Source organism: Mycobacterium sp., from assembly GCF_032159775.1.
Classification (GTDB): Bacteria; Actinomycetota; Actinomycetes; order Mycobacteriales; family Mycobacteriaceae; genus Mycobacterium.
Genome location: NZ_JAVHWK010000190.1, coordinates 18,744 through 39,321, shown reverse-complemented (window position 1 = coordinate 39,321; position 20,578 = coordinate 18,744). Strand labels below are relative to the sequence as shown.

Genomic DNA, 20,578 nt, shown 5'->3' with positions numbered 1-20,578 from the left:
ATACCGTATCGTCGCTATGGTTCCGGCGGGCCATTGCAGAATCTCCTCGAGCTTGGCCCTCGTCCGCTCCCTCGGCCAGCTACGACCCTTCTCGAAGGCGATGAGCGCGCCCGCATTGATGATCTTGTACTTCGCGAGATTCCGCTGCTTGATGTCCAATTCGCGGCGTCGAGCGGCGACCGCTGCGCCAGCGCGGGCAATGCCCGGATCGCCGGCTTCGGGTTCCACCCGCCCAGTGTAGCCAGCGGATTCGACGGCAGAGGGCCGACCGGGCCGAAGCAGGTAACCAGTAACAAGTGTTGCACTGCTACGGAAAGAGCGCTACGGTTTCGCATATACACCGGCGAGCGAGCGAGAGGACCGCCATGACCGTCATGATCGACATGCCGCTACTGACCGATAACCAGATCGGCGCATGCACGCAGGACCCCGAACGGTGGATGACGGCAACCGATGACCAGACCAAGGCGGTGTGCCGGGCATGTCCGCGTCGCTGGCTGTGCGCGCGGGAGGCGTGCGAGATGCCCGGCGCCCAGGGGCTGTGGGCCGGCATCCACATTCCCGAGGGCGGCCGCGGCCGCACGTTCGCCCTCAAGCAGCTTCGCTCGTTGGCCGAGCGCGGCGGCTACCCGGTCCACCGCTGAGGCGCCGCAGCCTGCCCGCTCGACGAGGGGAGGAGCGGGTGGGCCGCGCGGCGGACTCTAAGAAACTGACTAGGCTTTCTAGCAAAGCATCTTTCTCATCTTGTCGCAGCTGATAGCCCGACATCTATAGTGCAGCAAAGTCAGCCAGTGATCTTCGTCGCACTCCGGAGTCACCGGGGATTGCGCCGGCGCCGGCCTGAGTCACCGTAAATTGAAGGCGTGCAACGGCTTCGCTCGTATCATGGGTGGTGAATGGGGCAGCGTTGCCGCGGGGGCCGAGCTCGTTAGTTAGGTTTGACTAAGTTGGCATGTCGCGAGGGGTTTGTCATATCGTTTTCCCCACTTGTGCCATGTGGGGTAGGGGTCGTCGTTCAGTGCTGCACGCAGTCACCGCCACCGCCATGAACGGCTGAAGCCGTCGTCGGTGGCCAACAGTGTTTTCTAGTGAGTCGTGAAGGGCTAGGTGGGAATGGCGCCCGCAAAAAAAGGGTTGTCTCGCTCCTCGCGTGCGCAGGGGCTGTACAACCCCGCGTTCGAACATGACGCGTGTGGCGTTGCCATGGTCGCGGACATGCACGGCCGCCGCAGCCGCGACATCGTCGACAAGGCCATTCTGGCCCTGGTCAACCTGGAGCACCGCGGTGCCCAAGGCGCCGAACCGCAGACTGGCGACGGTGCAGGAATCCTGCTTCAGGTTCCCGATGACTTCCTGCGCGCCGTCGTCGAATTCGATCTGCCGGAGGCGGGCAGCTACGCCACCGGCATAGCGTTCCTGCCGCAGTCGTCGAAGGACGCCGCCGCCGCTTGTGAATCTGTCGAGAAGATCGCCGAAGCCGAGGGCCTCGAGGTGCTGGGCTGGCGGGACGTCCCCACCGACGATTCGTCGCTCGGTGCACTCGCCCGCGACGCCATGCCGACATTCCGCCAGGTGTTCATGGCCGGTGCCTCAGGGATGGATCTCGAGCGCAAGGCGTACGTCGTGCGCAAGCGCGCCGAGCACGAACTCGGGACGAAGGGCCCGGGCCAGGACGGTCCCGGTCGCGAAACCGTTTATTTCCCAAGCCTTTCCGGTCAGACATTCGTCTACAAGGGCATGTTGACCACACCGCAGCTGAAGGCGTTCTACCTCGACCTGCAGGACGACCGGCTGACCAGTGCGCTGGGCATCGTGCACTCGCGGTTCTCCACGAACACATTTCCGTCGTGGCCGCTCGCCCACCCGTTCAGGCGCATCGCGCACAACGGTGAGATCAACACCGTCACCGGTAACGAGAACTGGATGCGGGCGCGTGAAGCGCTGATCAAGACGGACATCTTCGGCTCTGGCGCCGACCTCGACAAGGTAGTGCCGATCTGCACGCCGGGCGCATCGGATACCGCGCGCTTCGACGAGGTGCTCGAGTTACTGCATCTCGGCGGCCGCAGCCTGCCGCACGCCGTGCTAATGATGATTCCGGAGGCGTGGGAACGCAACGAGGCGATGGACCCGGCGCGCCGGGCGTTCTACCAGTACCACGCCTCGCTGATGGAGCCGTGGGATGGCCCTGCGTCGATGACGTTCACCGACGGCACCGTGATCGGTGCGGTTCTCGACCGCAACGGCCTTCGGCCGTCGCGCATCTGGGTCACCGAGGACGGTCTTGTGGTGATGGCGTCTGAGGCCGGCGTGCTCAACCTCGACCCGTCGACCGTCGTGAAGAAGATGCGTCTGCAACCGGGCAGGATGTTCTTGGTCGACACTGCACAGGGCCGCATCGTCGATGACGAGGAGATCAAGGCCGAGCTCGCCGCGGAGCTGCCCTATCAGGAGTGGCTGGACGCCGGTCTGTTCCACCTCGACGAGCTGCCCCCCGGCGACTACGTCCGCATGCCGCACCACCGGGTGGTGTTGCGCCAGCAGATTTTCGGCTACACCTACGAGGAGCTCAACCTCCTGGTGGCGCCGATGGCCCGCTCGGGCGCCGAGCCGCTCGGCTCGATGGGCACCGACACTCCGGTCGCGGTGTTGTCGCAGCGGCCGCGGATGCTCTATGACTACTTCCAGCAGTTGTTCGCCCAGGTCACCAACCCGCCACTGGATGCGATCCGCGAAGAGGTGGTGACCAGCCTTTCGGGCACCGTCGGTCCCGAGGGTGACCTGCTCAACCCCGACGCCGAATCCTGTCGGCAGATCTTGTTGCGGCAGCCGATCCTGCGCAACGCGGAGCTGTCGAAGCTCATGTGCGTGGACCCCGACCACGAGATCCGCGGTCACAAGCACGGGATGCGCGCCGCGGTGATCCGCTGCCTGTATCCGGTGAACCGCGGCGGGCAGGGCCTCAAGGAGGCGCTGGACAACGTCAAGGCCAAGGTGTCGGAAGCCATCCGGGAAGGCGCGCGCATCATCGTGCTGTCGGACCGCGAGTCCGACGAGTCGATGGCGCCGATCCCGTCGCTGTTGAGCGTGTCGGCCGTGCACCACCATCTCGTTCGCGACCGCACCCGGACCATGGTTGGGCTCGTCGTCGAGGCTGGCGATGCCCGTGAGGTGCACCACATGGCGTGCCTTGTCGGCTTCGGCGCTGCTGCGATCAACCCGTACATGGCGTTCGAGTCGATCGAGGACATGTGCGACCGCGGCGTGATCACCGGCATCAGCAGTGACACGGCCAAGGCGAACTACGTGAAGGCCGCGGGCAAGGGTGTGCTGAAGGTGATGTCCAAGATGGGCATCTCGACGCTGGCCTCCTACACCGGTGCGCAGCTGTTCCAGGCCATCGGCATCAGCCAGCAGCTGCTCGACGAATACTTCGCAGGCCTGACGTGTCCCGTCGGCGGGATCGATCTCGACGACATCGCCGACGACGTGGCGACCCGACATGCGCTGGCGTTCCTGGACCGCCCTGACGAGTGGGCGCACCGCGAACTCGAGGTCGGCGGCGAGTACCAGTGGCGCCGCGAGGGCGAGTACCACCTGTTCAATCCCGACACGGTGTTCAAGCTGCAGCACTCCACCCGCACCGGCCAGTACTCGATCTTCAAGGAGTACACCGCACTGGTCGACGACCAGAGTGAGCGGATGGCGTCGCTGCGTGGGCTGCTCAAGTTCCGCGACGGCGTGCGACCGCCGGTTCCGCTCGACGAGGTCGAGCCGGCGAGCGAGATCGTCAAGCGGTTCTCCACCGGCGCGATGAGCTACGGCTCGATCTCCGCCGAGGCGCACGAGACGCTGGCGATCGCGATGAATCGCCTTGGCGGAAGGTCGAACTCGGGCGAAGGCGGAGAAGCTGTCAGCCGGTTCGACCGCGATGAGAACGGTGACTGGCGCCGCAGTGCGATCAAGCAGGTGGCGTCCGGCCGGTTCGGCGTGACCAGCCACTACCTGAGCAACTGCACCGACATCCAGATCAAGATGGCCCAGGGCGCGAAACCCGGTGAGGGCGGCCAGCTACCGGGCAACAAGGTGTACCCGTGGGTGGCCGAGGTGCGGCACTCGACACCGGGCGTCGGCCTGATCTCGCCGCCGCCGCACCACGACATCTACTCGATCGAGGATCTCGCGCAGCTCATCCACGATCTGAAGAACTCCAACCCGCAGGCGCGGGTGCACGTGAAGCTGGTCAGCGAGAACGGCGTCGGCACGGTTGCCGCGGGCGTTTCGAAGGCGCACGCCGACGTGGTTCTGATCTCCGGACATGACGGCGGCACCGGCGCCACCCCGCTGACATCGATGAAGCACGCGGGCGCGCCGTGGGAACTCGGACTCGCCGAAACCCAGCAGACGTTGCTGCTCAACGGTCTTCGCGATCGCATCGTCGTGCAGGTGGACGGTCAACTCAAGACGGGCCGCGACGTCGTGGTCGCCGCGCTGCTCGGGGCCGAGGAATTCGGCTTCGCGACCGCACCGCTGGTGGTGTCGGGCTGCATCATGATGCGCGTCTGCCATCTGGATACCTGTCCGGTCGGTGTGGCGACGCAGAACCCGACGCTTCGGAAGCGCTTCGCGGGCAAGCCGGAGTTCGTCGAGAACTTTTTCATGTTCATCGCCGAGGAAGTGCGGGAAACGATGGCCCAGTTGGGCTTCCGCACCGTCAACGAGATGGTCGGGCAGGTGGGCGCGTTGGACACCACCAAGGCCGCTGAACACTGGAAGGCCTACAAGCTCGACCTTGCCCCGGTGCTGCACGAACCCGAGTCGGCGTTCATGAACCAGGACCTGTATTGCAGCTCGCGGCAGGATCACGGCCTCGACAAGGCGCTCGACCAGCAGCTGATCGTGATGTGCCGGGAGGCGCTGGATTCGGGCACCCCGGTCCGGTTCTCGACGACGATCGCCAACACCAATCGCACCGTCGGGACGATGCTCGGCCACGAGCTCACCAAAGCCTATGGCGGCCAGGGTCTTCCCGACGGGACTATCGATATCACGTTCGATGGCTCAGCAGGAAACAGCTTCGGCGCGTTCGTGCCGAAGGGCATCACCCTTCGGGTGTACGGCGACGCCAACGACTACGTCGGTAAGGGGCTGTCGGGTGGACGGCTGGTGGTGCGGCCTTCCGATGACGCTCCGCAGGACTACGTCGCCGAGCAGAACATCATCGCGGGCAATGTCATTCTGTTCGGGGCGACCAGCGGTCAGGCGTTCCTGCGCGGTGTGGTCGGCGAGCGGTTCGCGGTGCGCAACTCCGGCGCCCATGCGGTGGTGGAAGGCGTCGGCGACCACGGATGCGAGTACATGACGGGCGGCAAGGTCGTCATTCTCGGGCCCACCGGCCGGAACTTCGCGGCGGGCATGTCCGGCGGCGTTGCCTATGTCTACGACGTCGAGGGCACGTTCACCGAGAACCTCAACGCCGAGATGGTGGACCTGGACGCGATGGACGACGAGGACATCGAATTCCTGCGCGGCATCATCACTGCGCACGTCGACGCCACGGATTCCGCCGTCGGACAACGCATTCTCGCCGACTGGGATGGTGAATTGAAGAACTTCAACAAGGTGATGCCACGCGACTTCAAGCGTGTGCTGCAGGCGATCGCCGAGGCCGAGAAGTCCGGCGAAGACGTCGATGAGGCGATCATGGCAGCTGCGAATGCCTGACCCCAGAGGCTTTCTCAAGTACACGAAGCGCGAGACCCCGCAGCGGCGGCCGGTCCCGCTGCGACTGCGCGACTGGAAAGAGGTCTACGAAGACTTCTCCCACGATGCGCTGCGTGAGCAGGCGACGCGCTGCATGGACTGCGGTATCCCGTTCTGCCACAACGGATGTCCCTTAGGTAATCTCATTCCCGAGTGGAACGATTTGGTGCGCAACGACCGGTGGCGCGACGCGATCGAGCGGCTGCACGCCACCAACAACTTCCCGGAATTCACCGGCAGGCTGTGCCCCGCGCCGTGCGAGGGCGCGTGCGTACTCGGCATCAACCAGGACCCGGTGACCATCAAGCAGGTCGAGGTCGAGATCATCGACAACGCCTTCGACGAGGGCTGGGTGTCACCGCTGCCGCCGGACAAACTGACCGGCAAGAAGGTCGCCGTCGTCGGCTCCGGTCCGGCTGGGCTGGCCGCCGCGCAGCAGCTCACCCGCGCGGGACACACCGTCATCGTGTTCGAGCGGGCCGACCGGATCGGCGGACTGCTGCGCTACGGCATCCCCGAGTTCAAGATGGAGAAGCGCCACATCGACCGTCGGCTGGCGCAGATGGAGGCCGAGGGCACCCAGTTCCGTCCCGGCGTCAACGTCGGCGTCGACATCACGGTGGCGCAGCTGCGGCTGAACTACGACGCCGTCGTGCTCGCCGGGGGCGCGACCGCATGGCGGGATCTGCCGATTCCCGGCCGCGACCTGGACGGCATCCACCAGGCGATGGAATTCCTGCCGTGGGCCAACCGGGTTCAGCAGGGCGACCCCGTCGTCGGGGACGACGGCGAGCCACCAATCACGGCGAAGGGAAAGAAGGTCATCATCATCGGCGGCGGCGACACCGGCGCCGACTGCCTGGGCACCTCCCACCGGCAGGGCGCCGAGAGCATCCACCAGTTCGAGATCATGCCCCGGCCGCCCGAGTCGCGCGCCGACTCGACGCCGTGGCCCGTCTACCCGCTGATGATGCGGGTGTCGTCCGCCCACGAAGAGGGCGGTGAGCGGGTGTACTCGGTGAACACGGAAGAGTTCATCGGCCGCGACGGCAGGGTCGTCGGCCTGCGGGGCCACGAGGTCGAAATGGTCGGGGGCAAGTTCTCGAAGCGCGAAGGCACCGACTTCGAGCTGGAGGCCGACCTGGTGCTGCTCGCGATGGGCTTCGTGGGCCCGGAGCGCGAAGGGCTGCTGAACCACCTGAGCGTCGAGATCACCGACCGGGGCAACGTCGCACGCGATGCCGATTTCGCCACCACCGTGCCCGGCGTCTTCGTCGCAGGCGATATGGGTCGGGGGCAGTCGCTGATCGTGTGGGCGATCGCCGAGGGCCGCGCCGCCGCAGCCGGCGTCGACCGGTATCTGATGGGCAGCACGGCGCTCCCTGCGCCGATCAAGCCCACCGCTGTTCCGCAGCGTTAGCCTGAGTCACATCTGTCACTTCTGCCCCAAGAAAAACATCCGATCTTTGATCGGCGCGCCTCTTTCTGTTTGCCAGTCGCGAGGTATCTAATGACTTGGTGAGGACGCTGCGGTAACGTGGCACCTCGGTCCAGCAAGTGCTATGCCGCAGGAGTGATCGACGTGTACCTCAATCCCATATACCGCACTCGGATGAGTCGAATCGCCTGGTCGCTTCTTCGTCACCCGGTTAAGTGCCGCGAGTATCCGGCCAAGGCGGAGCGCCTGGTCACCCCCGACGAACTCGTCCGCTTCGGTATCTAGCAACCGTCGCATCCCGCGGAACGCGACCTGGTGCCGCGTCGTGACCGTATCTTTGCCAGACCGTTATATTTTCGTTACCGTCACCGAAATTAGCTGCTGAGTCCCGAATCTCTGATCGCCTCGGCGAGCGGCTCGAGAACGGCAGGGTCGTGCGGGGGCGGCAGGTAGACGATCGCGAGGTCCAGCCCCTCCTTGCCCAGCGCGCCTGCCTCGTCGACCGCCTTGGCGTAGTCGAGGTCGGGCTCCAGCCGGACGTGCGCCGACAGCGTGATCTCCTTCGGATCGCGGCCGATGTCCGCGCAGCGGGCGGCGAGCACATCGCGCTTGCGCGCGAACTCTTCGGGCGTGCCACCGACGAAGTTCCAGTGGTCGGCGTATTTCGCGGTGAGCGGCAGGGTGCGCTTCTCGCCGCTGCCACCGATGCAGATGGGCGGATGCGGCTTCTGCGGACCCTTCGGCTCGTTGCGGGCGTCTTTTAGTTGGTAGTACTTGCCGTCGAAAGTCGTTGTGTCGTTGGTCAATAGGCTGGTGAGGACTTCGCATGCTTCTTCGAAGCGGTCGAAGCGTTCCTTGATCGAGCCGAGTTCGATGCCGTAGGCGCCGGATTCCTCTTCGTTCCAGCCCGCGCCGATGCCGAGTTCGAGTCGGCCGTCGGAGACGATGTCCAATGCTGCAGCCATATTCGCCAGCACGGCTGGATGGCGGTAATGGATGCCGGTGACAAGCACGCCGACCCGGAGCCGCTTGGTGGCCTGCGCCAGTGCGGTCAGCGTCGTCCACCCCTCAAGGCACGGGCCGCTGGAGTCGGAGAAGATCGGATAGAAGTGGTCGAACGTCCAGCCGGACTCGAAGACGTCGATTTCGTCTGCGGCCTGCCAGACGGCGAGCATGTCGTGCCAGCTGGTGTTCTGCGGGGATGTCTTGAAAGCGAATCGCACTACATCAACGTTAGACCCGATCACCTGAGTGTGTCCTGTCAGGCCGCCGCCCAGCCCTCTATTCGGCTTCGCCGAACTCATCGAACCAGTAGGCGAGCTTGCCGCGGCGACTCACCGCGCGCAGCCTGCGTTCGGCGGCCAGCCGGGTCTTCGGGGTGGTGACGATGAGCAGTTCGTCGCCCGCCGCAATCCGCGTTTCGGGCTGCGGAACGAACGTGTGCCCGTCCCGGATGATCAGCGTGATGACGCTGGGATCGGGCAACCGCAGTTCCAGCACTGTGACACCGTGCAACCGCGACGGCGTATGCACCGTCATCGTCAGCAGTTCGGCCTCCAGCACGTCAAGGGGCGCGGCTTCCACCTGAATCTCCCGGGTAGCCTCCTTCGGGATCAGCCCGAGCCGGTGTGCGAGTGCGGCCAGGCTCGGCCCCTGCACCAGGGTGAACACCACCACCAGGATGAACACGATGTTGAGCAGCCGGATGGCATTGGGAACTCCCTCGACGATCGGGAATGTCGCCAGCACGATCGGGACCGCGCCGCGCAGCCCGGCCCACGACAGGAAGGCCTGTTCCTTCCATGGCACCCGGAAACCGGCCAGCGCGATGATGACCGACGCAGGCCGCGCGACCAGCAACAGGACGAGCCCGATCACGATCGCCGACACCAGCTCGGACCCGAGGTCGCTGGGATCGACCAGCAGCCCCAGCAGGACGAACAGGCCGATCTGCGCGAGCCAACCCAGGCCCTCGGCGAAGGAGCGGGTAGCCGACCGGTGCGGAAGCCCGGAGTTGGCGAGCACGACCGCGGCCAGATATGCGGCGAGGAACCCACTCGCGTGAGCACTACCCGCCGCGGCGAAAGCGACAAGCCCGATGCCGAAGTTCGCCAATGGATACAGTCCGGATGCCGGAAGTGCGATGCGACGCAGCGCTATTGAGCCGAGAAATCCGCAACCGAGCCCGATCGCCGCGCCGACGCCCAGTTCGTAGACCAGTTCGCCGACGAGGTGCACCGGCGACAACTCCAGCGGTGTGGCGGAGAACATCAGCACGAGGATGACGGCGGGCGCGTCGTTGAACCCGGACTCCGCCTCGAGCAGCCCGGCGACCCGCCGTGGCAGCGGAACGACGCGCAGCACTGAGAACACGGCGGCGGCGTCGGTGGAGGACACGATCGCACCGAGCAGGAATGCCAGCTGCCAGTCCATCCCGAGTAGCAGGTGCGCGCCGGCGGCGGTGATCACCATGCTGACCGCCACTCCGAGCGTGGCCAACATTCCTGCGGGCGCCAACACCCGGCGCACGTCGGAGAACTTCGTCGTCAGGCCGCCCTCGATGAGGATGATGGCCAGTGCGACCGTGCCGAGATGGTCGGCGAGTAGGTAGTTCTCGAAATGCAGCCCCAGCCCGTCCTCGCCGACGATGACCCCGACGCCGAGGAAAAGTAGCAGCGCGGGCAGGCCGACGGTGGTGGCCGCTCGCGTGGCGACAATGCTGGCCAGCAATACGAGCCCGCCGGCCAGCAGAACCAGATACAGCTGCTGCAAAGTCATTTCATCCCGCAGTTAACCAGTACGGCCGCGCATGGGTCAGTATGACGTTGTGTTCCGAATCAGGCGGCGGTCCGACGAGTCGTCGAGCCGGACCGACGAGCGTCAGACGATGCGCGTCGGCATCGCGGGCGCGGGCGCGATCGGCCGTTCTGTCGCTCTGGAGCTGCTCGCCTACGGCCACAAGATCCTGCTGATCGAGAACAATATCCGGCATTTCGAACCGCTCACCGTTCCGGACGCGGACTGGCTGCTTGCCGATGCGTGCGAGCTGACGTCGCTCGAAGATGCCGGTATCGAGACGTGCGATGTCGTGATCGCGGCGACCGGTGACGACAAGGCGAACCTGACGACGTCGCTGCTGGCCAAGACCGAGTTCGGGGTGGACCGGGTGGTGGCACGCGTCAACGACGCGCGCAACGAGTGGCTTTTCACCGAGGCATGGGGCGTCGACCTCGCAGTCTCGGCACCCCGTGCACTGGTAGCCGCGATCGAGGGCGCCATCGACATCGGTCACCTGGTGCGACTGATGGACTTGCGGCAGGGCCAGGTCAGCTTGACCAAACTGAAACTGCCCGAAGACGATCCGATGGTCGGCAAGCGGGTGCGCGACGTCTCGCTGCACGACAACACCGCGCTGGCCATCGTGATCCGCGACAGCGGGGTCATCCTTCCGCAACCCGACGATGTGCTGCAGGCAGGTGACGAGATGCTGTTCTTCGCGGGCGGTGCCGTCGAGGACCAGGTCACCGCGCTGGTTCACGGGGCTACCAAGCCACTTCGCGACCGATGATTTTGTCGCCTACCTCCGGTCAACACACCCATGATCGATCTCACCTCCGCCTGCCAGCGCACCTCCGATGTCCTGCTGGGAGTCACCGATGAACAACTGGCCCTGCCGACACCGTGCGAAAAACTGCGCCTCGACGAGTTGATCGCGCACGTCGGGCTGCTGGCCTCGGCCTTCGCCGCGGCGGGGGCCAAGGACTTCGGCCCGATGACCGACACGCCGCCCGCTGATGGTGCGCAGATGGACTCAGATTGGCGCACCTCCTATCCGCATCGCCTCGCCGAGCTGGCCGACGTCTGGCGCGATCCTGACGCGTGGGGCGGCATGACTCGGGCGGGTGGAATCGACCTGCCCGGCGATGTCGCGGGTTCTGTCGCGCTGGCCGAGGTCGTCATCCACGGTTGGGACGTCGCGGCTGCAACGGGGCAGACCTACTTTTGCGACTCGGCCACCGCGCAGGCCTGCCTCGAGCACCTTGCGCAGTTCGACGCCGCCGGTACCGACGGCATGTTCGGACCCGCGGTGCCGGTTTCCGACGACGCATCAGACCTCGACCGGATCGTCGCGCTGAGCGGGCGCGATCCCGTCTGGCGTTCGTAGGCGGCACACTGGAGCCATGGATCCGATCGTCGCCCTGCGTCAGATTGCGTACTACAAGGACCGGGCGCGCGAGGACTCTCGGCGGGTGATGGCCTATCGCAACGCCGCCGACATCGTCGAGGCGCTCAGTGATGCTGACCGTGATCGTCATGGCGCTGCGAACAGTTGGCAGTCGTTGCCCGGTATCGGACCGAAGACGGCGAAGGTGATCGCCCAGGCATGGGCGGGCCGGGAGCCGGACGCACTGGTCGAACTGCGCACGGCCGCCCAGGATCTCGGTGGTGGCGATATCAGGTCGGCGCTACGCGGCGACCTGCACGTGCACTCCAACTGGTCTGATGGGTCGGCGCCGATCGAGGAGATGATGCTGGCGGCAAAGGATCTCGGCCACGAGTACTGCGCGCTGACCGATCATTCGCCGCGACTGACGATCGCCAACGGGCTCTCGCCAGAGCGCCTTCGCAAGCAGCTCGACGTGATCGACGAACTGCGCGAGACCGTCGCACCGATGCGCATCCTCACCGGGATCGAGGTCGACATCCTCGAGGACGGTTCGCTTGACCAGGAACCCGACCTGCTGGAGCGGCTCGATGTCGTGGTGGCCAGCGTGCATTCGAAGCTGAAGATGGATGCGCCCGCGATGACGCGTCGGATGATCAACGCAGTGGAGAACCCGCACACCGATGTGCTCGGCCACTGCACGGGCCGGCTTGTCACGGGCGGCAGGGGAATGCGGCCGGAGTCGAAGTTCGATGCGGAGAAGGTCTTCGCCGCGTGCAGGGACAACGGCACCGCGGTGGAGATCAACTCGCGGCCGGAGCGCCGCGACCCGCCGACGCGGCTGCTGAACCTGGCGCTGGAGATCGGCTGCCTGTTCTCGATCGACACCGATTCGCACGCGCCGGGTCAGCTGGAGTTCCTCGGCTACGGCGCGCAACGGGCGCTGGACGCGAAGGTTCCGGTGGACCGGATCGTCAACACCTGGACCGCCGACAAGCTATTGGAATGGACGACCTCGTAACGTAGGTGCGTGGCTCTAGGCATGGATACCAGGCTGACCCTGCTGGCGGCCGGGCTCATCTTTCTGCTGTCGCTGGCGCTCGGGGTATGGAAATACCGGCAGATGGCCGTCGCGGAGGATCACCTCGCGCACCCGTATGTGGACATCGCGCACCGGGCCGCGCTGCTGTACTCGTTCGCCACCCTGCTGGTCGCCGTCTTCGTCGAGTTGAGCGCATGGCCGACCTGGGTGAACCTGACGGCGGCGATGGTGGCCGTGCTGTTCTTCGTCATTGCGATAGGGACCTACATCCACCACGGGGCCAAACGTGACACGACCAACCAGTTCGCGAATCCCGCTCCAGGTATCCACGCAGGCATGCTGGCGCTGATCGTGGCCGAAATGGGTGGCTTCACCGTTCTCCTGGCCGGATTCGTTGCCGCACAACTCCTTTAGTCGGGCAGGTGCGGCATTTCCAGGCCGGGATCGCGGCCGACGAGGACGCCCCGCGTGACGGCGGCGTTTCCGTAGCGCTTTCGCACCTCGTCAACGGCATCATCGAGCGCGACGGTGTCGGTATGCGCCTCGAACGGCAGCTCCAGCTGCTGGGCACCGTGCCGGTCGATGTTGGAGACCGCGAAACCCACCAGGGTCAGCCCCCGCTCGGCGATCAGCGGTGCGGCCGCCGCGACGAGTTCCCTTGCCGCCTCGAGGATGACATCGGTGGACGCGGTCGCTCGCGGCATGGTATGCGAGCGGGTGGCACGACCGAAGTCGTCAAACCGCAACCGCAACACCACGGTTCGGCCCGTACGCCCGGCACTGCGCATGCGGCGGGTGATCCGGTCGACCAAATTGATGACGACGGCGTCGATCTCGTCCGCCGACATCGTGTTACCGCGTCGACCCAGAGCGCGCTGGGCGCCGACCGAGCGTCGGCGCACGCCTGTCACGACCCGTCGCCGATCGATGTTGCGGGACAGGGCGAATAGCTGACGGCCCATCGCGCCGCCGACCATCGCGGCGAGTGTCGACTCACTCAACTCGGCAACGTCAGCCACTTTCTCGATGCCGTGCGCGTGGAGCTTGTCGGCGGTCTTCGCGCCGACTCCCCATAGCCTGCGCACCGGCAGCGGGTGCAGGAAGGCCAGCTCGCGGTCGGGCGGGACGAGCAGCAGCCCGTCAGGTTTGGCCTCCTGGCTGGCGACCTTGGCGAGGAACTTGGTGCGGGCGATGCCGACGGTGATGGGTAGGCCAACGCGCTCGCGGACCGCAGCCCGCAGCCACGCCGCAATGTCGACCGGCGTCCCCGACACCCGGCGCAGCCCGGACACGTCGAGGAAGGCTTCGTCCACCGACAGGGGTTCGACGACCGGCGACGTGTCATGGAAGACCTCGAACACCGCGTCACTGGCTTCGGAATATGCCCTCATCCTCGGCGGCACGACGAGCGCGTGGGGGCACAGTCGGCGGGCCTGCCGTCCGCCCATCGCGGTCCGAACGCCGTAGGCCTTCGCCTCGTAGCTCGCGGCGAGTACGACGCCGCCGCCGACGATCACCGGCCTGCCGCGCAACGCGGGGTCGTCACGCTGCTCGACCGAGGCGTAAAACGAGTCGAGATCAGCGTGCAGGATGGTGGCCGACGACCGAGCCGTCGATCCCGCGGGAGACACGAACATATGTTCGCACCGAGGTCCGACGGAGCTATCGAGATTCGCCGTAGATGCTGGTGACCCAGATGTGCACCAACGTGTCGAGAAGCCGTTCCGGTGGAATCGCTGGTTGTTCGTCTGTGAATGACGCGAACAACGCCCGCTCGTTCATCAGGTTCAACGCCGTGGCGAGGTCGAGTGCGGGAAGTGTGGTCGGCGCGAGGCCCTGCGCGCGGCCGGCCTCGATGGTCGCCGCCGTGTTCTCGATCCACTTCTTCATGAACCTGGCCAGCAGGTCGCGCACCTCCCGATGAGAGGTCCGTACTTCCTGCGCGGCACGGGTCACGGCGCGATGGCGGACGAACGTCTCGAAGAAGACGCCAATGCCGGCGCGGCACATCTCGTAGCGATCCGCGGATACGGACGTCGACTCGGTGTGCCGTTCGAACGCCGCGTCGGCCTCGCTGATCACCTGCTCGAAGAGCGCGAACAGGACGGCATCCTTCGACGGGAAATAGAAGTAGAACGTCGGTCGTGAGATGCCTGCGCCTTTCGCGAGGTCGTCCACCGAGATCTCGGCTATCGACCGTTCCTCGAGCAGTCGCGTCGCGGTCTCGAGAATGGCCTGCTCACGGTCGTCGCCCGAGGGCCGGGCGGTTCGGCGGCCGCGGCCGGCACGGGGCTGGCTGGCGAGTGTCACGTCCGTTACTTTACACGGTGTTGAGTTTCTCAACACACCGTTGACTTGTTCGACACAGTGTTGATAGCTTTACAGCATGACTGAATTTGTCGACGTTGTCATCGTGGGGGCCGGTATCTCCGGCATCAGTGCCGCCTGGCATCTACAGGACCGCTGCCCCGACAAGAGCTACCTGATACTCGAGCGCCGGGAGAACCTCGGCGGCACCTGGGATCTCTTCAAGTATCCGGGTCTGCGGTCGGACTCCGACATGTACACGCTGGGGTTTCGGTTCAAGCCGTATACGGACGAGCAGGCGATCGCCGAGGGGCCCTCGATCCTCAACTATTTAAAGGAAGCCGCGGCCGAGAACGGCATCGAAAAGCACATGCGGTTCGGCCAGACCGTGGTGGCCGCCGACTGGTCCGACGCCGACAACCGGTGGACGCTGCGCATCGAGAGCGCCGGCGAGCAACGCGAGATCAGCTGCGCGTTCCTGTTCGGGTGCACCGGCTATTACAACTATGACGAAGGCTATACGCCCGAATTTCCGGGCGCGGAAGACTTCGAGGGCACAATCGTGCACCCGCAGCACTGGCCGGAGGACATCGACTACCAAGGCAAGAAGATCGTCGTGATCGGCAGCGGCGCGACCGCCGTGACGCTGATCCCCGCTCTCATCAAGTCGGGGTCCGGCCACGTGACCATGCTGCAACGCACGCCGACATACATCGCCGGGATGCCCGACACCGACCCGTTTGCCGCGAAAGCCGCCAAGCTGCTGCCCGAGAAGGCGGCATACACCGCAATCCGCTGGAAGGCCATTCTCCAGGCCACGGCGCAGTACCAGATCGCCAGGAACTTCCCGAGCACCTTCAAGAAGGCGCTTCGCAGAATGGGCGAACGCAGGCTGCCCGAAGGCTTCGACTACGACAAGCACTTCGTGCCGAGCTACAAGCCGTGGGACCAGCGCGTGTGTCTTGCGCCGAACGGCGACATCTTCAAGGAGATCCGCAAGGGTCACGCCGGCGTTGTCACCGACACCATCGAACGGTTCACGAAGACGGGCATCAAGCTGACCTCGGGCGAGGAACTGCAAGCCGACATCATCGTCACCGCAACCGGTTTGAACATGCAGCTGCTCGGCGGCCTCGAGCCGACCAAGAACGGCCAGACCATCGACCTGACGTCACTGATGACATACAAGGGCCTGATGTTCTCCGGCATCCCGAACTTCGCCATGACCTTCGGGTACACCAATTCGTCGTGGACGCTGAAGGCCGACCTGGTCTCCGAATTCGTCTGCCGGTTGCTGAACTATATGGACGACAACGGGTTCGACCGTGTCGAGCCTCAGCACCCCGGTGAAAGTGTCGACGAGCTTCCGTTCATGGACTTCTCTCCCGGCTATTTCAAACGGTCGGAGCACCTGCTGCCGAAGTCCGGGTCGCGGGCGCCGTGGCGGCTCAAGCAGAACTACCTCTTCGACATGCGGATGATCCGTCACGGCAAGGTCGACGAAGACTCCCTGCTGTTCAGCAAGAACCCTGTGCCAGCGGAGGTATCGGCTTAAGACGCCGAACCCATCAGCCTGCCGCGACGACGACGATGCCGTCGTCGTCGCTGTAGGCGATGTGGCCCGGTACGAAGACCACACCACCGAACTCGACCGCTATATTTCGTTGACCTTCACCGGTTTTGGCGCTTTTTCGCGGATTGGTGCCCAGCGCCTTGACGCCGATGTCCAATGTGCGCAGTGTCGCCGCGTCGCGCACCGCGCCGTTGATGATCAGGCCCACCCAGCCGTTGTCGACGCCGAGGCCCGCGATGATGTCGCCCACAAGAGCGGAGTGCAACGAGCCGTCGCCATCGATCACCAGCACCCCGCCGTCACCGGGTTGGGAGAGAACCGATTTCAGCAAAGCGTTGTCCTCGAAGCACTTCACCGTGGTGATCGGCCCCGCGAACTCCGACCTGCCGCCGAACTGGCGCAGCTGCAGATCGCAGCTGCGGACGTCGGGTCCGATTTCGTCGACGAGGTCAGCGGTGGGACGCGGTTCGCGGGTCACCGGTCGATGCTAGCGACGACGATGTCGTGCACATACTGTGCCAACCCCGGTTCGACGTCGTCGTAGTACCGGGTGAACCGTTCGTCGGCCAGATACATCTGCACCAGGCATCGCTGCATGTCGTCGTTGCAGTCGTAGAACTGCTCGATCGACGCGCGGTGCCGCGCCGCCAACTCGTCGGCCCGGGGCGAGCCCGGTGCAACACCCGCGCGCTTGGACTCGGCAAGCGCGTCTAGCAATGCAGTGCCGTCGGCCCTGACCCGCGCCCAGTCGTCCTCGGTGAGGCGCGCGGTCCGCTGCTGGGACTGCTTCCACGCGTCGGTGTCGCCCCACCGTGCCTGGGCCTCGGCGGCCTCCGCGGCCTTGATCGTGTCCTGGAGCCGGTTCGCCTGCTCGGTCAGTAACGCATGCTGGCGTTGCAGGTTTGCGACCACGTCGGCATCCGCGTCGTCGAGCAGCGCGCGGATCTCGTCGAGCGGCAAGCCGGCCGCCCGGTACGTCAGGACCAGCTGCAGCCGCTCGAGGTCGGCGTCGGTGTAACCGCGATAACCGGCCGGCGTGCGGACGCTGGGCACCACAAGCCCGATGTCGTCGTAGTGATGCAGGGTGCGTACGGAGACACCCGTGAGGGTGGCTACCGCGCCGACGGTCTTGGCGTTCATGCCGCCACTATCGACCCTGACGCGACGTGAGGGTCAAGCGGTTTTCAGTCGTCGCCGTGTCGGCGCACCACAATCGCCAACAAAATGGCGAGTACGCCCGCGGCGACCGCCGCCGCCAGCGGCACACGCGACCGCTCAGGCCCGACGAGCGGCACCGTGGCGGGGCCAACCGCCGGATTGACCGCCGCAGCCACTGTCGACTTAGCTTGTGCCGCCGTCTGTTTGGCCGCGTCTGCGATGTTGCGGTCACCGTTGGTGTCGGCCAGTTTCGGTGCGACCGGTGGCGCAACCTTGGGCGGCGCCTTCTTCGCGGCGGCCTTCTTGGCGGGTGCGGCTTTCTTGGCCGCCTTCGCGGGGGTCTTCTTGGCCGCCTTCTTGGCCGGTGCCTTCTTCTGCGCAGGAGGGGGCGGTGGTGCAGGCGGGGGAGTCGCCGACTCAGGCGCGGGGTTCGGCACGGGTGGCGGTGACGCAGGCGGTGCGACGTCAGGCTTTTCGTCGGGTCGATCCTGCTGGTCGGCCATCAGGCTGCTCCTTTGCAGTGTCTCGTCCTCAATCATTCAACCCTAACCGGTAACCGACAGTGCAGCGGCCATGGTCAACGCCATCGCCATGATTGCCAACTCGGTGAGCGATCTTGATCGCGAAACGTATGCGGTAACGCGATGCGACTTTGCCGCGGGCAGCCAGCGGGCGCGATTGCGCCAGGCCAACGCCGTCAAAACAACGGTGAGGACGATCTTGACCAGCAAAACGCGGCCGTAGCCGGTAGCGAACAACTGCGACGCCGAATCCACCACATCGCGGCAGCACCCGCGCCCACTGGCCACGATGGCGGACGGTCAAGACGAGCGCCGCCAGCGTCCCGCACCACACGGCGGCGGCGAGCACGTGCACCGCGATCGCGATGGCGCCAGGCACGCTTGCCGACATGTGGCCGCCGACAGTGCGTGCGACGAGCCCGACGGCCGCGATCCCGGCTGTGGCAACCGCTGCGGGCGGTGTCTTCGGCACCGCGAACGTGGCCACCAACACCAGCCCGGCCGCAGCGACACTGAACAGGCCGGACCGTCCCGCAGACGTCGCGGTCGCGAACTCCGCCGTCGTGGTCAGGCCCACTAGGGTCACCGGTACAGCCGCGGCCGCGGTGGCGCCCACCGCGAGGCGACAGAGTTCGGTGAACAGCCAGAGACCGGCTGCCCACCCGAGTGAACGGCCGGCCCACAGCGTCAACTGCTCCCGGTACCGCACGGTGTCCAGCATCGGCACCACCGCCAACCCGAGCGTCGCGGCGCCCGCACAGTCGGCGAGCGCACGCACCACGGTCGCGGCGGCGGCGCCCTGCGGGTTGGTCAACGCCCATGCGGCCGCCGATGCGCCGACCACCACGACGAATCCACCGATCATCGCGCGGGTGGTCACGACTTTCGGCGTGCCGCCCACAGGATTCCACCGCCGATGATCAATGCACCCGCCACCAGGAACGGCCAGACCGGGATCGCGCCGTCGTCGCCGGAGTCGGTCGATCTGGCCGCCGGGGGGCCCGGCGTGCCGGTCGCGGCCACCGTGAGCCGAAACGACCACGCACCCGATACCGGGTGGCCGTCGGCTGACGTCACCCGGTAGTTCACGGTGTAGGTGCCGGCCGGCCCGAGTGGGCGCACCCCCACAGCGATCACCGCGCCCTGCACCTGTGGGTCGCCGGTGGACCACAGGTTCGCGTCGGGTCCGACCACGGTCATCGCGGCGAACTCGGGCTGCAACTGCTCGTTGAACGTCGCGCTGACGCGTTGCGGTCCCGATGCGAGTGCTGTGTTATCGGGCGGATCAGTGGCGATGCGGGTCGCATGTGCAGACGCGACCGGCGCACCGGCCAGCGCCGTCGCTGCCACGAGGGCGGCGACGAACGCGAGCCGGATCAACCGGGTCAAGTGCGCCTCCGCGCGATCAACGCCGCGGCCACGCCAACCGCGGCCAGTGTGATGGCCCCGCCTGCCAGCCAGCGCGCGGCGTTGTCGGCGGTCGGCGCGGCCTGCGCCGTCATCTCATGGTCGTCCATCCGGGTCGGCGGCGCACCTGTCAAGCTCAGCGCCGGGGCCGGGTGTTCGGGCTCCCCGCCACCGGGCAGCGGCGCCTGGTCCCAGCGCACCACCGTGCCGTCGGAATACGTCTGTGTGGTCGGAAACGCCACGCTGTCGCCGTGCGGCAGCTTCACCGACACCCGAAACAGCGCGAACTGATCAGACGAGATGCCGACCTTCGGGTCAGCGGTCCAGGTCACCGACCGGACGGTACCCGCGGCCGCGTCCCGCTCGAGAGTGGCCGTCCAGCCGGGCATGACTTCTGTTCTGGCGGACGCCACATCGGGCAACTTGACGCTCAATCGGGTTGTCAGAGCATTGTTTTCGGATTCCCCGGGAACCCGGAAGGTCACCACCGAGGTGGCGCCCGGTGCGGGATTGTCGGCGTCGGCGTGAACGTGGGCCCATCCGGGCCCCGCACCGGAGACCGCAACGATGCCGAGACCGACTCCGCTTGCGGCGACGGTGATGAGGGCGCGCCTTGGCGCCCCTGATGGGGAGTGCATTCGATTGTCACTTTCTTTCGATGGCGTTTCGGTCGGTCAGCGCGCGCGGCTGACCGGCGGACCCCGGTGTGACACAGATGCTGCGAGGAGCAGGGTGGAACGCAGAGGCTGGTCGGCGCCGGTGATGACGGACGGCCTGGTCGAAATCGGTGCCACGACGGCGCGCGTCGCGACCTTCGCGACCCGCGACACCGCACGGCACAGAGGTGGTCGCCGGTGGCGATCAGCACCGCGCCGACGATCACGGCCAGTGTGTGCGCGACGAGCATGGCAGGCGCGGGCGCCGTCGGTTCGCCGTGGTGATGGCCCGCTGCGGCGAGCATCAGGTGGCCGACCAGTTGACCGGTCACGAAGAGGCCGAGCAGCACACGGACATCGGCGGTGCGCGAGATGGTGGTGGCAAGCCCGCCGATCGTCGCGGCGAGCACGGCCAGCAGCGCAACAGCCGTGCCGGACGGTGTGGCGCCGTCCGCGATGCCGTGCGCAGCCACCGCGAGCGTCGCGGTCAACAGCCCCGCGGCGATGCCCCGCAGCCGTGCGGCGGCTGTCGTCGGCTCGGCCGGCAC

Annotated in this window: 19 protein-coding genes and 1 pseudogene; 8 read left to right on the top strand and 12 right to left on the bottom strand. The window is 66.3% G+C overall.

The features are described from left to right. Positions 1–228, bottom strand: a pseudogene (locus tag QOJ24_RS24770) (ESX-1 type VII secretion system transcriptional regulator EspM); the annotation flags it as partial. Positions 229–365: 137 nt separating this feature from the next. On the opposite strand from QOJ24_RS24770, the gene QOJ24_RS24765 reads away from it, so the two are divergent. From QOJ24_RS24765 to gltD, 3 genes are all read left to right on the top strand, one after another. After that, positions 366–644, top strand: a complete 279-nt coding sequence (locus QOJ24_RS24765) for a WhiB family transcriptional regulator (protein WP_526265985.1) — start codon at positions 366–368, stop codon at positions 642–644. Between the two features lie 469 nt (positions 645–1,113). Continuing rightward, positions 1,114–5,724 carry a glutamate synthase large subunit gene (gene gltB / locus QOJ24_RS24760; RefSeq protein ID WP_526265984.1) on the top strand — a complete coding sequence of 1,537 codons (4,611 nt, stop codon included), beginning with the start codon at positions 1,114–1,116 and terminating at the stop codon, positions 5,722–5,724. Next, complete coding sequence (gene gltD / locus QOJ24_RS24755; RefSeq protein ID WP_526265983.1) at positions 5,717–7,183, top strand: glutamate synthase small subunit; 1,467 nt, start codon at positions 5,717–5,719, stop codon at positions 7,181–7,183. The genes gltB and gltD overlap by 8 nt, the downstream gene beginning before the upstream one ends. 392 nt (positions 7,184–7,575) lie before the next feature. On the opposite strand, the gene QOJ24_RS24750 is transcribed toward gltD, so the two are convergent. Further along, the gene (locus QOJ24_RS24750) at positions 7,576–8,424 is read right to left on the bottom strand and encodes an LLM class F420-dependent oxidoreductase (protein ID WP_526265981.1); all 849 of its coding nucleotides are present in this window, start codon (positions 8,422–8,424) and stop codon (positions 7,576–7,578) included. A gap of 58 nt (positions 8,425–8,482) precedes the next feature. Continuing rightward, entirely contained in the window at positions 8,483–9,979 is a 1,497-nt protein-coding gene (locus tag QOJ24_RS24745; RefSeq protein WP_526265980.1) for a potassium/proton antiporter, read from the bottom strand. A gap of 109 nt (positions 9,980–10,088) precedes the next feature. Here QOJ24_RS24745 and QOJ24_RS24740 point away from each other — a divergent pair, with 109 nt between their 5' ends. Genes QOJ24_RS24740 through QOJ24_RS24725 form a run of 4 tightly spaced genes read left to right on the top strand, consistent with a single transcriptional unit; the run spans position 10,089 to position 12,822 of the window. Continuing rightward, the gene (locus QOJ24_RS24740; protein ID WP_526265995.1) at positions 10,089–10,769 is read left to right on the top strand and encodes a potassium channel family protein; all 681 of its coding nucleotides are present in this window, start codon (positions 10,089–10,091) and stop codon (positions 10,767–10,769) included. Between the two features lie 30 nt (positions 10,770–10,799). Further along, the gene (locus tag QOJ24_RS24735) at positions 10,800–11,366 is read left to right on the top strand and encodes a TIGR03086 family metal-binding protein (RefSeq protein ID WP_526265979.1); all 567 of its coding nucleotides are present in this window, start codon (positions 10,800–10,802) and stop codon (positions 11,364–11,366) included. 16 nt (positions 11,367–11,382) lie between these two features. Further along, complete coding sequence (locus tag QOJ24_RS24730) at positions 11,383–12,387, top strand: PHP domain-containing protein (RefSeq protein ID WP_526265977.1); 1,005 nt, start codon at positions 11,383–11,385, stop codon at positions 12,385–12,387. A gap of 21 nt (positions 12,388–12,408) precedes the next feature. After that, positions 12,409–12,822: a hypothetical protein gene (locus QOJ24_RS24725; RefSeq protein WP_526265976.1), complete on the top strand. Its 414-nt coding sequence runs from the start codon at positions 12,409–12,411 to the stop codon at positions 12,820–12,822. Here QOJ24_RS24725 and dinB read toward each other — a convergent pair. Together dinB and QOJ24_RS24715 are read right to left on the bottom strand one after the other, a co-directional pair. Continuing rightward, complete coding sequence (gene dinB, locus QOJ24_RS24720; protein WP_526265974.1) at positions 12,819–14,045, bottom strand: DNA polymerase IV; 1,227 nt, start codon at positions 14,043–14,045, stop codon at positions 12,819–12,821. The two genes, QOJ24_RS24725 and dinB, sit on opposite strands and share 4 nt — an antisense overlap. A 25-nt stretch (positions 14,046–14,070) precedes the next feature. After that, a complete protein-coding gene (locus QOJ24_RS24715; protein ID WP_526265973.1) occupies positions 14,071–14,718 on the bottom strand; it encodes a TetR/AcrR family transcriptional regulator in 648 nt (215 codons plus the stop codon). A 76-nt stretch (positions 14,719–14,794) separates the two neighbouring features. On the opposite strand from QOJ24_RS24715, the gene QOJ24_RS24710 reads away from it, so the two are divergent. Beyond that, positions 14,795–16,270 carry a flavin-containing monooxygenase gene (locus tag QOJ24_RS24710; protein WP_526265972.1) on the top strand — a complete coding sequence of 492 codons (1,476 nt, stop codon included), beginning with the start codon at positions 14,795–14,797 and terminating at the stop codon, positions 16,268–16,270. Between the two features lie 13 nt (positions 16,271–16,283). Here QOJ24_RS24710 and rraA read toward each other — a convergent pair whose 3' ends face one another. The 7 genes from rraA to QOJ24_RS24675 are packed head-to-tail and all read right to left on the bottom strand — an operon-like array spanning position 16,284 to position 20,578. Next, entirely contained in the window at positions 16,284–16,766 is a 483-nt protein-coding gene (gene rraA / locus QOJ24_RS24705) for a ribonuclease E activity regulator RraA (protein ID WP_526265971.1), read from the bottom strand. Beyond that, on the bottom strand, positions 16,763–17,428 hold the full coding sequence (locus QOJ24_RS24700) for a MerR family transcriptional regulator (RefSeq protein WP_526265970.1): 666 nt from the start codon (positions 17,426–17,428) through the stop codon (positions 16,763–16,765). Before QOJ24_RS24700 ends, rraA begins: the two co-directional genes overlap by 4 nt. 44 nt (positions 17,429–17,472) lie before the next feature. Continuing rightward, positions 17,473–17,949 (bottom strand): hypothetical protein, encoded by a 477-nt coding sequence (locus QOJ24_RS24695; RefSeq protein ID WP_526265969.1) that lies wholly within the window; start codon positions 17,947–17,949, stop codon positions 17,473–17,475. 28 nt (positions 17,950–17,977) lie between these two features. Beyond that, positions 17,978–18,847: a CopD family protein gene (locus QOJ24_RS24690; protein WP_526265968.1), complete on the bottom strand. Its 870-nt coding sequence runs from the start codon at positions 18,845–18,847 to the stop codon at positions 17,978–17,980. Beyond that, entirely contained in the window at positions 18,844–19,347 is a 504-nt protein-coding gene (locus QOJ24_RS24685; protein WP_526265993.1) for a copper resistance CopC family protein, read from the bottom strand. The genes QOJ24_RS24690 and QOJ24_RS24685 overlap by 4 nt, the downstream gene beginning before the upstream one ends. A 5-nt stretch (positions 19,348–19,352) precedes the next feature. Then, positions 19,353–19,943 (bottom strand): YcnI family protein, encoded by a 591-nt coding sequence (locus tag QOJ24_RS24680; protein ID WP_526265991.1) that lies wholly within the window; start codon positions 19,941–19,943, stop codon positions 19,353–19,355. Continuing rightward, positions 19,856–20,578 (bottom strand): hypothetical protein, encoded by a 723-nt coding sequence (locus tag QOJ24_RS24675; protein WP_526265997.1) that lies wholly within the window; start codon positions 20,576–20,578, stop codon positions 19,856–19,858. The genes QOJ24_RS24680 and QOJ24_RS24675 overlap by 88 nt, the downstream gene beginning before the upstream one ends.